Source organism: Aeromonas eucrenophila, from assembly GCF_000819865.1.
GTDB lineage: Bacteria > Pseudomonadota > Gammaproteobacteria > Enterobacterales > Aeromonadaceae > Aeromonas > Aeromonas eucrenophila.
Map to the genome: position 1 here is coordinate 508,397 of NZ_CDDF01000001.1, position 15,041 is coordinate 523,437.

At 61.5% G+C, this 15,041-nt stretch carries 12 protein-coding genes; 4 read left to right on the plus strand and 8 right to left on the minus strand.

What is annotated here, in order from left to right; genetic code table 11:
* Positions 1-113: 113 nt before the first annotated feature.
* The 5 genes from lon to BN1124_RS02070 all read right to left on the minus strand — a co-directional run bounded on the left by lon (position 114) and on the right by BN1124_RS02070 (position 6,287).
* A complete protein-coding gene (gene lon / locus BN1124_RS02050) occupies positions 114-2,468 on the minus strand; it encodes an endopeptidase La (RefSeq protein WP_042638596.1) in 2,355 nt (784 codons plus the stop codon).
* Positions 2,469-2,608: 140 nt separating this feature from the next.
* Positions 2,609-3,883 carry an ATP-dependent protease ATP-binding subunit ClpX gene (clpX, locus tag BN1124_RS02055; RefSeq protein ID WP_033129954.1) on the minus strand — a complete coding sequence of 425 codons (1,275 nt, stop codon included), beginning with the start codon at positions 3,881-3,883 and terminating at the stop codon, positions 2,609-2,611.
* A gap of 70 nt (positions 3,884-3,953) precedes the next feature.
* Positions 3,954-4,577: an ATP-dependent Clp endopeptidase proteolytic subunit ClpP gene (gene clpP / locus BN1124_RS02060; protein ID WP_005324106.1), complete on the minus strand. Its 624-nt coding sequence runs from the start codon at positions 4,575-4,577 to the stop codon at positions 3,954-3,956.
* An 86-nt stretch (positions 4,578-4,663) separates the two neighbouring features.
* Positions 4,664-5,974 (minus strand): trigger factor, encoded by a 1,311-nt coding sequence (tig, locus tag BN1124_RS02065; RefSeq protein ID WP_042638601.1) that lies wholly within the window; start codon positions 5,972-5,974, stop codon positions 4,664-4,666.
* Positions 5,975-5,987: 13 nt separating this feature from the next.
* Entirely contained in the window at positions 5,988-6,287 is a 300-nt protein-coding gene (locus BN1124_RS02070; protein ID WP_231553582.1) for a hypothetical protein, read from the minus strand.
* A gap of 116 nt (positions 6,288-6,403) precedes the next feature.
* Here BN1124_RS02070 and BN1124_RS02075 point away from each other — a divergent pair, with 116 nt between their 5' ends.
* Together BN1124_RS02075 and yfbR are read left to right on the plus strand one after the other, a co-directional pair.
* A complete protein-coding gene (locus tag BN1124_RS02075; RefSeq protein WP_042638602.1) occupies positions 6,404-6,838 on the plus strand; it encodes a YccF domain-containing protein in 435 nt (144 codons plus the stop codon).
* 89 nt (positions 6,839-6,927) lie between these two features.
* The gene (gene yfbR, locus BN1124_RS02080; protein WP_042638991.1) at positions 6,928-7,518 is read left to right on the plus strand and encodes a 5'-deoxynucleotidase; all 591 of its coding nucleotides are present in this window, start codon (positions 6,928-6,930) and stop codon (positions 7,516-7,518) included.
* 135 nt (positions 7,519-7,653) lie between these two features.
* Here the strand turns inward: yfbR and lolE are convergent, their stop codons facing one another.
* Genes lolE through BN1124_RS02095 form a run of 3 tightly spaced genes read right to left on the minus strand, consistent with a single transcriptional unit; the run spans position 7,654 to position 10,869 of the window.
* A complete protein-coding gene (lolE, locus tag BN1124_RS02085; RefSeq protein WP_042638604.1) occupies positions 7,654-8,895 on the minus strand; it encodes a lipoprotein-releasing ABC transporter permease subunit LolE in 1,242 nt (413 codons plus the stop codon).
* On the minus strand, positions 8,895-9,578 hold the full coding sequence (lolD, locus tag BN1124_RS02090; RefSeq protein WP_042638606.1) for a lipoprotein-releasing ABC transporter ATP-binding protein LolD: 684 nt from the start codon (positions 9,576-9,578) through the stop codon (positions 8,895-8,897). Before lolD ends, lolE begins: the two co-directional genes overlap by 1 nt.
* 55 nt (positions 9,579-9,633) lie before the next feature.
* Positions 9,634-10,869: a lipoprotein-releasing ABC transporter permease subunit gene (locus tag BN1124_RS02095; protein WP_042638608.1), complete on the minus strand. Its 1,236-nt coding sequence runs from the start codon at positions 10,867-10,869 to the stop codon at positions 9,634-9,636.
* Positions 10,870-10,945: 76 nt separating this feature from the next.
* Here BN1124_RS02095 and BN1124_RS02100 point away from each other — a divergent pair, with 76 nt between their 5' ends.
* Together BN1124_RS02100 and mfd are read left to right on the plus strand one after the other, a co-directional pair.
* The gene (locus BN1124_RS02100; RefSeq protein ID WP_042638610.1) at positions 10,946-11,521 is read left to right on the plus strand and encodes a hypothetical protein; all 576 of its coding nucleotides are present in this window, start codon (positions 10,946-10,948) and stop codon (positions 11,519-11,521) included.
* Between the two features lie 31 nt (positions 11,522-11,552).
* The gene (gene mfd, locus BN1124_RS02105) at positions 11,553-15,014 is read left to right on the plus strand and encodes a transcription-repair coupling factor (RefSeq protein WP_042638612.1); all 3,462 of its coding nucleotides are present in this window, start codon (positions 11,553-11,555) and stop codon (positions 15,012-15,014) included.
* Positions 15,015-15,041: the final 27 nt, after the last annotated feature.

The following is a 15,041-nucleotide window of genomic DNA, read 5'->3' on the forward strand; positions in this document are numbered from 1 at the left end:
CGCATTGCGACTCATCATGAGTACCCGATCGGTGGTCAAGGCTACTTCCGTTATCCGGCGCATGCAAGCCTTAACCACCTCCCGAATGCGCCAAATTTGCGGCGCATCAACATTTACACGACAGAAACGCGTTCGAAGCCCTGCGGATTGTCCTGCAACGCCAGCGCCAACACCTCATCAATCCAGCGAACCGGATAAATTTCAAGATCTTGTTTGACGTTGGCCGGGATCTCTTCCAAGTCACGGGCGTTCTCAAACGGGATCAACACCCGCTTGATGCCACCACGGTGCGCCGCCAGCAGCTTCTCTTTGAGGCCACCGATGGGCAGCACTTCGCCGCGTAGGGTGATCTCCCCGGTCATGGCCACATCGGCACGCACCGGGTTGCCGGTCAGGCTGGAGACCAGGGCGGTACACATGGCGATACCGGCGCTCGGACCATCCTTCGGGGTCGCCCCTTCCGGCACGTGCACGTGGATGTCGCGCTTCTCGTAGAAGTCGGCGTTGATGCGCAGCTTCTCGGCGCGGGCCCGCACCACCGTCATGGCTGCCTGGATGGACTCCTGCATCACATCACCGAGGGACCCGGTGTAGGTGAGCTTGCCCTTGCCCGGCACGTTGGTGGTCTCGATGGTGAGCAGATCGCCCCCCACTTCGGTCCAGGCCAAGCCGCAGACCTGACCAATCTGGTTCTGGTCGGTGGCCTTGCCGTAATCGAAACGCTGCACCCCGAGGAATTCCTTGAGGTTGTCCTGATTGACCTGAACGTGCTTGATGCTCTTGTCCAGCAGGATGCGTTTGACCGCCTTGCGACAGATCTTGGAGATCTCGCGCTCCAGGCTACGCACCCCCGCCTCGCGGGTGTAGTAGCGGATCACGCCGATCAGCGCCGAGTCTTCGATGGTGATCTCGGACTCTTTCAGACCGTTGCGCTGGATCTGCTTCGCCACCAGGTGCTGCTTGGCGATGTTGAGCTTCTCGTCTTCGGTGTAACCGGACAAGCGGATCACTTCCATCCGATCCAGCAGCGGACCCGGGATGTTCATGGAGTTGGAAGTCGCCACGAACATCACGTCCGACAGGTCATAATCCACTTCCAGATAGTGATCGTTGAAGCTGTTGTTCTGCTCCGGATCCAGCACTTCCAGCAAGGCGGAGGCGGGATCGCCGCGCATGTCCGAGCTCATCTTGTCGATCTCGTCGAGCAGGAACAGCGGGTTCTTCACGCCGATCTTGGCCATCTTCTGGATGAGCTTGCCGGGCATGGAGCCGATGTAGGTGCGACGGTGACCGCGGATCTCCGCCTCGTCACGCACGCCGCCGAGCGCCATGCGCACGTACTTGCGACCGGTCGCCTTGGCGATGGACTGACCGAGCGAGGTCTTGCCCACACCGGGAGGCCCAACCAGACAGAGGATGGGGCCCTTGAGCTTGTTCACCCGCGCCTGCACCGCCAGATACTCGAGGATGCGATCCTTGACCTTCTCCAGGCCATAGTGATCCGCGTCCAGCACCTCTTGGGCCTTGCCGAGATCTTTCTTGACCTTGGAGCGGGCCTTCCAGGGCACCTGCACCATCCAGTCGACATAGCTGCGCACCACTGTGGCTTCCGCCGACATGGGGGACATCATCTTCAGCTTGGCAAGCTCGGCCAGCGCCTTCTCACGGGCATCTTCCGGCATCCCCGCCTCTTCAATCTTGCGATTGAGGGCTTCGAATTCGTCCGGACTGTCTTCCAGCTCACCCAGCTCTTTCTGGATGGCCTTCATCTGCTCGTTGAGGTAGTACTCGCGCTGGCTCTTCTCCATCTGTTTCTTGACCCGGGAGCGGATGCGTTTCTCGACCTGCAGCAGGTCAATCTCCGACTCCATCATGGCCATCAGAAACTCGATGCGCTCGGACACAGAGGCGATTTCCAGCACCTTCTGCTTGTCTTCGAGCTTGAGCGGCATGTGCGCGGCCATGGTATCGGCCAGGCGCGCAGCATCGTCGATCGCCGAGATCGAGGTCAGTACCTCGGGCGGGATCTTCTTGTTGAGCTTGATATAACCTTCAAACTGACCGATGGCGGAGCGCACCAGCACATCCTGATCCTTCTCCTCGATGGCGGCAGACGCTATGTACTGCGCCTCCCCGACGAAGAAGTCCTTGTCATCGATCATCCGCTCAAGACGGGCACGCTGGCCCCCTTCCACCAGCACCTTGACGGTGCCGTCCGGCAGCTTGAGCATCTGTAAAATATTGGCCACTGTCCCGACGGAGAAGATCTCCTCCACCGTTGGCTCGTCAGTCGACGCATCCTTCTGGGCCACCAGCAGGACTTTCTTGTCCTGCTCCATGGCCGCTTCCAGACAGCGAATGGATTTTTCCCGCCCCACGAAGAGTGGAATGACCATGTGGGGGTAAACCACCACGTCACGAAGAGGCAGGACGGGAATCTCGATGCGTTCTGAACGCTCTAGGTTCATATATGTCCTCTCGGCTTGTTATACCGTTGGCAAAGCACGTGGCTGAGTATATGGGGGCGCGAAGATGAGATTCAATCGCCTTGGCCGTAAAAAGCATGAAAGGGGCAAAAAGCCCCTTTATGTGATTAAAGATCAGCCAGTTACTCTGAGGCGGCGGCCTGAGTCTCGGGATTGTCGTAGATCATCAGCGGGGCGGAATCCCCCTTGATCACCGTCTCGTCGATCACCACCTTGCTGACCCCTTCCAGGGAGGGCAAGTCGTACATGGTGTCGAGCAACACGGCTTCGACGATGGATCTCAGACCCCGGGCACCGGTTTTACGCTCCATCGCCTTGCGCGCAATGGCGTTCAGGGCGTCGTCGCGGAACTCCAGCTCCACCTCTTCCAGCGCGAACAGGGCAGCGTACTGCTTGGTCAGCGCGTTCTTCGGCTCTTTCAGGATCTGGATGAGGGCAGCCTCATCGAGCTCGGTGAGCGTCGCCACCACCGGCAGACGACCGATAAACTCGGGGATCAGACCGTATTTGATCAGATCTTCCGGCTCCACCTTGGCAAAGTTCTCGCTCAGGGTCGCCTTGGCATTCTTGGATTTGACGTCGGCGCCAAACCCAATACCAGTGCCCTTGACGGAACGTTGTTCGATCACCTTGTCCAGGCCGGCGAAGGCGCCACCACAGATAAAGAGGATCTTGGAGGTATCAACCTGCAAGAACTCCTGCTGCGGGTGCTTGCGGCCACCTTGCGGCGGCACGGAGGCGACAGTGCCTTCGATCAGCTTGAGCAGCGCCTGCTGCACCCCTTCCCCGGACACGTCGCGGGTGATGGAGGGGTTGTCCGACTTGCGGGAGATCTTGTCGATCTCGTCGATGTAGACGATACCGCGCTGGGCCTTCTCCACGTCGTAGTCGCACTTTTGCAGCAGCTTCTGGATGATGTTCTCCACGTCCTCGCCCACATAACCGGCTTCGGTCAGGGTGGTGGCATCGGCCATGGTGAAGGGCACATCCAGCAGACGAGCCAGCGTCTCGGCAAGCAGGGTCTTGCCGCTGCCGGTTGGACCGATCAGCAGGATGTTGGACTTGCCAAGCTCCACACCACCGGCTTCGCTGCCACTGCGCAGACGCTTGTAGTGGTTGTAGACGGCAACCGCCAAGACCTTCTTGGCGTACTCCTGCCCGATCACATAGTCATCCAGGTGAGCGCGGATCTCATGAGGGGTCGGCAGCTCGCTACCATCACGCTTGGGGGAGATCTCACGGATCTCCTCGCGGATGATGTCGTTGCACAGCTCGACGCACTCATCACATACGTAGACGGAAGGGCCCGCGATCAGCTTGCGCACTTCATGCTGGCTTTTGCCGCAGAAAGAGCAATAAAGCAGCTTGTCGCCCTCACCCTTGCGTTTCTCTGTCATTCAGCAACCTCGTTTTATCAATAGAGGATGGATCGTTCTGTTGAGTTTACAACAGTCCGGAATACCCTGCTCAGCCACGCTGGCTCAGGATGCCATCGACCAGACCATAGGCCACGGCCTGCTCGGCCGACATGAAGTTGTCACGGTCGGTGTCACGTTCGATGGTGGCCATGTCCTGCCCGGTATGGAAGGCCAGACGGTCGTTCAGGGTATTCTTGATCTTCAGGATCTCCTGGGCATGGATCTGGATGTCAGATGCCTGGCCCTGGAAACCGCCAAGGGGTTGGTGGATCATCACACGGGCATTGGGCAGGCAGAAACGCTTGCCCTTGGCGCCACCGGCCAGCAAGAAGGCGCCCATGGAGCAGGCTTGCCCCATGCAGACGGTGCTGACGTCCGGCTTGATGAACTGCATGGTGTCATAAATGGACATACCCGCAGTGACGGCACCACCCGGTGAATTGATGTAGATGCTGATGTCCTGATCCGGGTTCTCGGATTCGAGGAACAACAGCTGAGCCACCACCAGATTCGCCATGTGATCTTCAACCTGACCGGTCAGGAAGATCACCCGCTCTTTGAGCAGACGGGAATAGATGTCGTAGGAACGCTCACCCTTAGCCGTTTGCTCGACCACCATAGGGATGAGCGCATTGCGTGGGGATTCAGTCACATCGTTATAGTTCTTGTACATAAGGCATTGTCCCTAAAATAAAATGGCCCGAGTGGAGATCACACGAGCCATTATACTTAACAGTTTTGACCTTAAGTCAAATGTTCTTAGGCAGCGGCACCGGACTTGTTGATCACTTCGTCAAAGGCCACTTCTTTCTCGGTCACTTGAGCCTTGGACAGGATCAGGTCGATGGCTTGATCTTCCACCGCCAGATTGCGCACGCCGTTCAGCATTTGCTCGTTCTGTTGGTAGTACTCGATCACTTCCTTCGGATCTTCGTAGGCGGTGGCCATGGACTCGATGATGCTGGTCACGCGGGCATCGTCAGCCTTGATCTCGTTGGTGCGGATGACGTCACCCAGCAGCAGACCGACGCGCACACGGCGCTCGGCTTGCGCCTGGAACAGCTCGGCCGGCAGCTCGGGAGCGTTGCCGCCCTGGAAGCCACCGAAGCGCTGCAGCGCTTGCTGACGCAGGGTGTCGATTTCCTGGGCAACGGCAGCCTTCGGCAGATCGATCTGGTTGGCTTCAACCAGGCCGTTCAGCACTTGCTCTTTCACGCTGTTTTTCAGGGCTTGAGCCAGTTCGCGCTCCATGTTCTTGCGCACTTCGGCCTTCAGCTCGTCCACGTTGCCGCTTTCGATGCCGAAACGCTTGACGAACTCTTCGGTCAGCTCAGGCAGAACCTGCTCTTCAACCTTGATCAGCTTGGAGGCAAACTTGGCCGCCTTGCCTTTCAGGTTTTCGGCGTGGTAGTCAGCCGGGAAAGTCACCTCGATGGTGAACTCGTCGCCTGCTTTCTTGCCCAGGATGGCATCTTCGAAGCCCGGGATCATGCGGCCAGCGCCCAGCTCCAGGGAGAAGCCTTCGGCCTTGCCGCCGTCGAACTCTTCACCGTCGATGGAACCAACGAAGTCCAGGGTGACACGCATGCCATTGGCGGCAGCGGCGTCAACATCGGTCCAGGTGGCGTGTTGCTTGCGCAGGGTGTTGATCATGTTGGCCAGATCTTCATCCTTGACGGTCGCAACCGGCTTCTCGACCTTGATGGTCTCGAGGCCTGCAACTTCAAACTCCGGGTACACTTCGAAAGTGGCGGTGAATTCGAAATCCTGGCCTTCCTTGATCTCTTTCGGATCCATGGTCGGCGCACCGGCCGGGCTCAGTTTGTTTTCGATGATGGCTTTGATGAAGTTGTTCTGCATCATTTCATCGGCAACGCGGGCATGAGCCATGGCGCCGAACATCTTCTTGATGATGGCAACCGGAGCCTTGCCAGGACGGAAACCGTCGATACGACGAGTCTTGGCCAGGCCATTCAATTCTTTACGCACGGCGGCGTCAACGGTAGCAGCCGGTACTGTGATGGTAAGACGGCGTTCCAGACCTTGGGTTGTCTCTACAGAAACTTGCATTCTTTTACCTCGTTCAACTCAGCACTGCGTGCTGACCCTTTATTGCCCCTGGGTAAATCCCCGGAGTCTTCCTGTTTATAAAGACAACGACTGTCTTTGTGATGAGAAAATATGACGCGACATTATAGCGGCGCACATTGGTCGCGTCGAGCCGCACATCCCCCATCCGGGGCACAGACAGCACAATTTGCGCAAGACTGCCCTCTATATGGGGAAAGCGGGCGCCGAGTTCAAGTAACGGATTAGCAATATTTTGCACTTGCTCACTCTTTTGTGGCCAAGTCCCGGTTTTTTTCATCCACATCACCGCCAAACCGCCCTCCGTCGGGAGGCTGCGACCCAAATTGTCCGCCTTCTCGCATCAGCCATTGCGTCCCCGAGTACGGATCGCTATGGTGACAACCATCTTATGAGTCTGGAGTGACCCAAATGTCCTTTTTTCGCTTCTTGTTTAACCTGATCTGGTTTGTGCTGGGGGGCGTCTTCATGGGGCTGGCCTGGTGGCTGGCCGGGCTGCTCTGTTTCGTGTCCCTCATCGGGATCCCCTGGGGACGCGCCTGCTTCGTCATCGGCACCTTCACCTTCTTCCCGTTCGGCAAGCAGGCGGTGAGCCGCAAGTCCATGACGGGCCAGAGCGACATCGGCACCGGCACCCTGGGGCTGATCGGCAACATTCTCTGGTTCCTGGTGATCGGGGTATGGCTCGCCATCGGCCACATCGCCTCGGCGCTTGCCTGCTTCGTCACTATCATCGGCATCCCGTTCGGCATCCAGCACCTCAAGCTGGCCCTGATCGCGCTCGCCCCCATCGGCCAGATGATAGTGACCAACCACGAGGCCGAATCCGGTCGCTATATCCGCTGAGACAGGATCACCACGCAGGCGATGCCTGCGGCGTAAAAAAAGGGCAGACTAGGGTCTGCCCTTTTTCATTGTCATTGTTCGAGGTCCTCATGCTCCCCAGCCACTTCTTCGCCAATCTCGCCCGCATGCGGCTCATCTACCGCTGGCCCCTGATGCGCAACATCCAGCCCGAGAACATCGCCGAGCACAGCCTGCAGGTCGCCATGGTGGCCCACGCCCTCGGGGTCATCAGCAACCGGTTGTTTGAGGGGAAGGTCGATGCCAACCTCGCCGCCGTGATGGCGCTCTACCACGACAGCAGCGAGGTGCTGACCGGCGACCTGCCCACCCCGGTCAAGTATTTCAACCCCGAGATAGCCCGTGAATACAAGAAGATAGAGCTCGCGGCCGAGCAGCGCCTGTTGGGGATGCTGCCCCCCGAGCTCATCGAGGACTTTCGTCCCCTGCTGGATTCGGCGGCCCAGGACAGCGAGCTCACCCGGCTGGTGAAGGATGCCGATACCCTCTGCGCCTATACAAAATGCCTGGAAGAGATCAACGCCGGCAACCGGGAGTTTGAACCTGCCAGGAAGCGCCTCGAGCAGATGCTGGACGCACGGATGAACCCCGCCATGCGCTACTTTATCGATGTGTTCGTGGCGAGTTTCTCACTGCCTCTCGATGAATTGAATGCACATTGACACTGCCTTTAAGCATTCCTGCATTGAATCGAGCTAGCAGGTAGCCTCCGCACCAAGCAAACCTCTGTTTTACATCCAAAACAAAGGGCCCCGACGGGCCCTTTTGGTGATCTCATCAGTTGCAATGGCACCGCATCAGTGCCCCAACTCCCGGGACGGCACCAGGCCGCTCGCCCGCCAGGCGGGGTAGAGGGTCGCCACCAGGCTCATCAGGATGGCGGCGCTGGTCACTATCACCAGATCCTGCATGTGCAATTCGGTCGGCAGGAAGTCGATGAAGTAGATGTCCGGATTGAGGAAACGATGGCCGATCACCCCTTCGATGAAGCTCAAGATCTGGGTCAGCTTGCTCGACAGCAGGCCGCCGAGCAGGGCCCCCAGCAAGGCACCGAGCACCCCGTTCACCATGCCCTGAATGACGAAGGTGAGCCGGATCTGGCCGGGGCTCGCCCCCATGGTCTTCAAGATGGCGATTTCGCTGCGCTTCTCGTTCACCGCCATCACCAGGGTGGAGACGATGTTGAAGCAGGCCACCGCCACCACCATCAGCATCACCACGTACATGACGGTACGCACCATCTGGATGTCTTGGTAGAGGTAGCCCTGACGGCTCATCCAGCTGCTGATGTAGACGTAGTGCGGGAACTTGCTCGCCGCCGCCACCGTGATGGACTGTGCCTTGAGCACGTCATTGACCTTGAGGCTGAAGCCCTCCACTGCGCTGCCCATGCCGGTGATGGCCTGAGCATCGGCCAGGTGCATAAAGCCCAATAGCCCATCCAACTGGCCGCCGATTTCCAACAGCCCCACCACCTTGAGCGCCTCCCGCTTGGGGTTCTTGATGCCGGCGGCATCCCCCCCTTGCGGCAGCAGCAAGGCGACGGTGTCACCAATAGCGACGCCCAGCTTATCGGCGATGGTCTTGCCGAGGATCACTCCCCGCTCGCCCGGCTGCAGCTCCCGCAGACCGCGGCCGGTCATGTATTTGCCCGCATCCGACAGGTTGGCTTCCAGCTCCGGCAGCACGGCGCGCAGCTGTACACCCTTCAAGGCGGAACCGTGTTCGAGCAGGCCGTCGAGGCGGATCACGGGGGCGGCAGCCTCGATGCCGGGCTGGGCCAGCAGGTAGTCCCGCAACCTCGGCCAGTCCGGCAGTGGTGCCTCCATGCCCACGAGCTCGCCGTGGGGCACCACGGAGAGCACCCGATTTTTAAGCTCCCGCTCGAAGCCGTTCATGGCGGAGAGGCCGAGGATCAGCGCCATCACCCCGAGGGCGATACCGATGAGGGAGGAGGCTGAAATAAAGGCGATGAAGCCGTTGCGACGGCGGGAGCGGCTGTAACGCAGGCCCAGGAAGAGGGGCAGCGGTTTGAACATCAGGCGACCTCCGCCATGATGCCGCTCACCAGGGTCACCCGCCGGTGCAGCTTGGCGGCGAGACTCAGGTCGTGGGTGACCACCACGAAGGCGGTACCCAGCTCCCGGTTCAGCTCGCACAGGAGCTCGTAGACGGCGGTGGCGCTGGCGTGATCCAGGTTGCCGGTGGGTTCATCCGCCAGCACCAGGCTCGGCTCGTTGACCAGGGCGCGGGCGATGGCCACCCGCTGGCGTTCACCACCGGAGAGCTCGGACGGCCTGTGATTCAGACGATGGGAGAGCCCCACCCGCCCCAGCATCCGGGTCGCCTTCTCGCTGGCACTGGCCACCGATTCTCCGGCGATCAGCAGCGGCATGGCGGTGTTCTCCAGCGCGGTGAACTCGGCGAGCAGGTGGTGGAACTGATACACAAACCCCAGCTCCTGGTTGCGGAATCTGGCCTGGGTACGGCTGTCCCAGTGATGGATGTCCTGACCCTTGAACAGCACGGCGCCGCTGGAGGGGTTGTCGAGCGCACCCATCAGGTGCAGCAATGTGGTCTTGCCCGAGCCCGAGCTGCCCACCACCGCCAGCATCTCGCCGGGGGCCACGGACAGGTCTATCCCCTTGAGCACTTGCGTCTCGAGATTGCCCTCTTGGTAGACATGATTCAGGGCCTCGCAGCGCAGCAAAGGTACATTCATAGAGGGGGCTCCACTTCGGGGGGATGTTACGACAGAAGATGAATTGTTCAGGGCGCTATTCATAACGTAATGCCTCGGCCGGTTTCACCCGGGCCGCACGGGCCGCCGGATAGAGGGTGGCACTGAAGCTGAGCAGCACGGCGCCAAGCAAGATGGTGATGACCTGGGCGGGCTCGACGATGACCGGCAGGCCCGAGCCGCCGGCGGCCATATAGAGGTTGAGGCCCACCGCATCGAGCAGGGGGTTGAGCCCAAGGGAGAGCGCCAGCCCCGCCAGGCCGCCAAACAGCGCGCCGATGACGCCGCTTGAGGCGCCGAGCACCATGAAGATCTTGACGATACCGGACTCGCTCATGCCCATGGTACGCAGGATGGCGACCTCCCCTTCCTTGTCGGTGACCACCATCACCAGGGCGGAGAGGATGTTGAAGGTGGCGACCGCGATGATCAGCACCAGCATCAACCCCATCATGCGTTTCTCCATGGCCACCGCCTGGAACAGCTCACCGCGCTCGCGGCGCCAGTCCTGCCACTCCAGCCCGTCCGGCAACGGCGTCTTGATCACCTGATCGGCGGCGAAGGGATCGTCCAGCCAGAGGCGAATGCCGCCGACAGTACCCTCGGGCAGGCGCAGCATGCGCTGGGCGTCGCCGAGCGCAATCAGCGCCACCTGACTGTCCACGTCGGCGCCGACCCCGAAGATGCCGGAGACGGTGAACAGACGCTGGGCCGGTACCCGGCCAAAGGGGGTGAAGCGGGTGCCTTCGGTCAGGATGAGACGTACCTCGTCACCGATCGACACCTTGAGACGGTTGGCGACCCCCTGCCCCAGCACGATGTGGTATTCACCGCGCTGCAGGCTGTCGAGGCGCCCCCCCAGCATCTGGGCATGGAGGATGTCATCCTTGGGCCAGTGCGCCGGATCGATGCCCTGCACGCTGACGCCGGTGAGCTGCCCCGGGCTCTGCAACATGCCTTCGCTGTCGAGCATGGGGGCATGGGCGACCACGTGGGGCAACTTGGCCAAGTCGGGCAGGCCCGCGGGCACCGCATCGATGCGCCCCGCCGGATTGGTCACCACCACATGGGGGATCACCCCGAGGATGCGGCCCTTGAGCTGCCCCTCGAAGCCGTTCATCACCGAGATGACCACCATCAGGGCGGCGACCCCGATGGCGATACCGAAGGTGGAAAACAGGGAGATGAAGGAGACGAAGCGGTTACTGCGTCGTGAGCCTGCATAACGCAGACCGATGGCCAGCGATAGTGGCTGAAAAAGTCCAGTCTTCAAGGATATCTACGTTGCCAACAAAATAAGATGCCGGATAATAAAGCTAAATCGTCTATGACAACAAGGGATAGCCTCCATGCAGGAACAGTTCTTCAGCGTCACCCACGCCACGCCGGTCAATGTGATCCCCATGCCGGCCGACTTTCACCTGCCGACGCTGGAGGCGCTGGACGCCGAGTTGCCCGAGCCCTTTCGCATCGCCTCCGCCATCACCGCCATCGATCTCGTCAGCAGCCGCTTGCTGCGCAACCAGAACGAGTCGATGCACGACCTCGTCGAGATCATCAACCAGCAGTCCCGCAAGATCGACATGATCATGGGCTATGTGCTGGCGGTGCAGGATCACCCGGAGCAGCGCTTCCACACCCTGCGCTTTGGCGCCGGTCAGCTCACCTACCTGCACCCGCGCCAGGGCCACGGCGAGCTGCCACACCTCCATCAGATAGTGCGGCTCAAGATCTTCCTGCGGGAAGAGGCGGCCGCCGTCTACTGCTATGCCGAAGTCAAACACCTTGAGTCTGGCGAGCACGGCACCCATGTATTGCTCGACTATGCCCGCATCCGTGAAGATGACCGGGAACTGCTGGTGCGTGCCAGCCTGCATGTGCAATCGAAACAGCTCAAGCTGCGTGCCCAAGAGCGTCAGCGCTAACAACCGCCAAGGTCAACGTTAAAAGAATCGAATGATGCCAATGACACTCCCCGCCTTGCCCGCCAAAGCGGGCCACAAGTTAACGCTCGGCCAGCTGGTCGGCAGCAGCCTGGCGCTGGTTGCCGCCCGCCTCACCGCCGAGGCCGATCGCCCCGTCCTGCTGGTAACCGCCGATACCCCGAGTGCGCTGCGCCTCGAGCAGGAGCTGCAACACCTGCTGGCCGACAAGGGCTGCCCCGTGTTGCTGTTCCCGGACTGGGAAACCCTGCCCTACGATACCTTCTCCCCCCATCAGGACATCATCTCCCAGCGGCTCGAGACCCTCTACAAGCTGCCGCAAATGAGCAACGGGGTGCTGATCGTGCCCATCTCCACCCTGATGCTGCGCACGGCGCCCCAGATCTACCTCGACAAATACAGCCTGCTGGTCAAAGCGGGCCAGCGCCTCAACCTGCAACAGTTGCGGGGGCGTCTCGCCGAGGCCGGCTACGTGGCGGTGGAGCAGGTGCTGGAGCACGGCGAGTTTGCCGCCCGCGGCTCCTTGCTGGATCTCTTCCCCATGGGCAGCAACAGCCCCTATCGCATCGACTTCTTCGACGACGAGGTGGACTCCATCCGCCCCTTCGATCCCGAGACCCAGCGCTCCAGCGAGCCGGTCACGTCGGTGAGCCTGTTGCCCGCCCGGGAGTTCCCCACCGACGAGGCGGCCATCGAGCTGTTCCGTGGCCAGTATCGCGAGCAGTTCGAGCTGTCGCGGGTGGAGGGCTCCGTCTATCAGGAGGTGAGCAAGGGGCGCTGGCCCGCCGGCATCGAATACTATCTGCCGCTCTTCTTCCAGCAGACCGCCAGCCTGTTTGACTACCTGCCGGACAACACCCTGCTGATCACGGTGGGAGAGATTTATCCTGCCGCTCAGCGGTTCTGGAACGACATCGGTCAGCGTTATGAGGACAGACGCTGGGACAACACCCGTCCCTTGCTGCCACCCCAGCAGATCTATCTGCCGGTGGAGCAGCTGTTTGCGGCCCTCGGCCAATATGGCGCCGTGCGGCTGCAGGCGGAGCCCACCGACGGCGGCGCCGGCCAGCACAACCTGCCCACGGCCCCCCTGCCCGACCTGCAGCTCGATCACAGCAAGGAGCAGCCCCTGCTGGCGCTGGATAAATTCCTGCAAGGCTTTGGCGGCCGCACCCTGTTTGCGGTGGAGTCCGAGGGGCGGCGCGAGGTGCTCGGCGATCTGCTCGCGCGCATCAGCGTGCAGCCAAAAGAGTTCCCCTCCCTCGAGGCGTTCGTCGGGAGCAAGGCCCGCCACGGCCTGCTGGTCAGCCCGCTGGAGCGCGGCTTCCTGCTGCAGGAGGCGGGCCAGGAAGAGCTCGCCCTCATCACCGAGACCGAGCTGCTCGGCGGCAAGATCCGCAGCAGACGCGCGCGGGAGAAGAGCAAGAACTTAAGCTCCGATGCGGTCATTCGAAACCTCGGCGAGCTGACCCAGGGTCAGCCGGTGGTGCACCTGGATCACGGGGTCGGCCGTTACCTCGGCCTCGAGACCTTGGACGCCGGCGGCCTGCCCACCGAGTTCCTGACCCTCGAATACGCCGGCGGCGACAAGCTGTTCGTGCCGGTCACCAACCTGCATCTGATCAGCCGCTACACCGGCTCGGACAACCCGCCGAGCCACAAGCTCGGCGGCGAGGCCTGGACCAAGGCGCGGCGCAAGGCGGCGGAGAAGATCCGCGACGTGGCGGCGGAGCTGTTGGATGTCTACGCCCTTCGGGCGGCGCGCCACGGCTTCGCCTTCAAACACGATAAAGAGGCCTACCGCCAGTTTGCCGCCGGCTTCCCGTTCGAGGAGACCGAAGATCAGCTCAACGCCATCAACGCGGTGCTGGGGGACATGTGCCAGGCCAAGAGCATGGACCGGCTGGTGTGCGGCGACGTGGGCTTTGGCAAGACCGAGGTGGCGATGCGGGCGGCCTTCGTGGCGGTGCACGGCGGCAAGCAGGTGGCGGTGCTGGTGCCCACCACCCTCTTGGCCCAGCAGCACTACGACAACTTCCGCGATCGCTTCGCGAACTGGCCGGTGCGGGTCGAGGTGCTGAGCCGCTTCCGCTCCGCCAAGGAGCAGACCGCCGTCATGAAGGAGCTGGCCGATGGCAAGGTGGACATCATCATCGGCACCCACAAGCTGCTGAGCTCGGATCTCACCTTCAAGGATCTCGGCCTGCTCATCGTCGATGAGGAGCACAGATTCGGGGTGCGCCAGAAGGAGAAGATCAAGGCGCTGCGGGCCGACGTGGACATCCTCACCCTCACGGCGACGCCCATTCCGCGCACCCTCAACATGGCGATGTCCGGCATGCGGGATCTCTCCATCATCGCCACCCCGCCCGCCAAGCGGCTCGCCATCAAGACCTTCGTGCGCCAGCAAGAGCCGGCGGTCACCCGGGAGGCGGTGCTGCGGGAGCTCAAACGCGGCGGTCAGGTCTACTACCTGCACAACGATGTGGAGAGCATAGAGCAGTGTGCGGCGGACCTGGCCGCCCTGGTGCCGGAGGCGCGCATCGGCGTCGCCCACGGCCAGATGCGCGAGCGGGAACTCGAGCGGGTGATGTCGGACTTCTACCACCAGCGCTTCAACCTGCTGGTGTGCACCACCATCATCGAGACCGGCATCGACGTGCCGAGCGCCAACACCATCATCATGGACCGCGCGGATCACCTGGGATTGGCCCAGTTGCACCAGCTGCGGGGCCGGGTCGGTCGCTCCCACCACCAGGCCTATGCCTATCTGCTCACCCCCCATCCCAAGCTGATGACCAAGGACGCCGCCAAGCGGCTGGAGGCCATCGCCTCCCTGGAAGATCTCGGCGCGGGCTTCGCGCTCGCCACCCACGATCTGGAGATCCGCGGCGCCGGCGAGCTGCTCGGGGATGATCAGAGCGGTCAGATCGAATCTATCGGCTTCACCCTCTACATGGAGCTGCTGGAGCAGGCGGTGGATGCGCTGAAAAACGGCAAGGAGCCGTCCCTGGATCAGCTGATGAGCCAGCACACCGAGGTGGAGCTGCGTCTGCCGGCCCTGTTGCCGGACGACTACATTCCGGACGTCAACATGCGGCTCTCCATGTACAAGCGCATCGCCAGCGCCAAGGACGAGCAGGAGCTACGGGAGCTGAAAGTGGAGCTGATCGATCGCTTCGGCTTGCTGCCGGAGGCGACCAAGACGCTGATGGAGATCGCGGCCTTCCGCCAGCGTGCCACTTTGCTTGGCATCCGCCGGGTGGAGATGAGCGAGCGCGGCGGTTATCTCGATTTCAATCAGGACACCAAGGTCAATCCGGGCTACCTGGTCAGGCTGCTCTCGGAGCAACCGCGCATCTACAAGATGGACGGGCCGACCCGATTGCGCTTCCAGGTGCCGAACCAGGACAGGGCCATGCGGCTCAAGCTGGTCGATTCCTTGTTGACGGATCTTGCCAACAACAGCCTGTAGGCGGCGAGCACGAAACAAAACGGGAGC

Excerpts from the sequence above, each read along its gene's own strand:
- lon (WP_042638596.1), bottom strand. The coding sequence starts at position 2,468 with ATGAACCTAGAGCGTTCAGAACGCATCGAGATTCCCGTCCTGCCTCTT.
- clpX (WP_033129954.1), bottom strand. The coding sequence starts at position 3,883 with ATGACAGAGAAACGCAAGGGTGAGGGCGACAAGCTGCTTTATTGCTCT.
- clpP (WP_005324106.1), bottom strand. The coding sequence starts at position 4,577 with ATGTACAAGAACTATAACGATGTGACTGAATCCCCACGCAATGCGCTC.
- tig (WP_042638601.1), bottom strand. The coding sequence starts at position 5,974 with ATGCAAGTTTCTGTAGAGACAACCCAAGGTCTGGAACGCCGTCTTACC.
- BN1124_RS02075 (WP_042638602.1), top strand. The coding sequence starts at position 6,404 with ATGTCCTTTTTTCGCTTCTTGTTTAACCTGATCTGGTTTGTGCTGGGG.
- yfbR (WP_042638991.1), top strand. The coding sequence starts at position 6,928 with ATGCTCCCCAGCCACTTCTTCGCCAATCTCGCCCGCATGCGGCTCATC.
- lolE (WP_042638604.1), bottom strand. The coding sequence starts at position 8,895 with ATGTTCAAACCGCTGCCCCTCTTCCTGGGCCTGCGTTACAGCCGCTCC.
- lolD (WP_042638606.1), bottom strand. The coding sequence starts at position 9,578 with ATGAATGTACCTTTGCTGCGCTGCGAGGCCCTGAATCATGTCTACCAA.
- BN1124_RS02100 (WP_042638610.1), top strand. The coding sequence starts at position 10,946 with ATGCAGGAACAGTTCTTCAGCGTCACCCACGCCACGCCGGTCAATGTG.
- mfd (WP_042638612.1), top strand. The coding sequence starts at position 11,553 with ATGATGCCAATGACACTCCCCGCCTTGCCCGCCAAAGCGGGCCACAAG.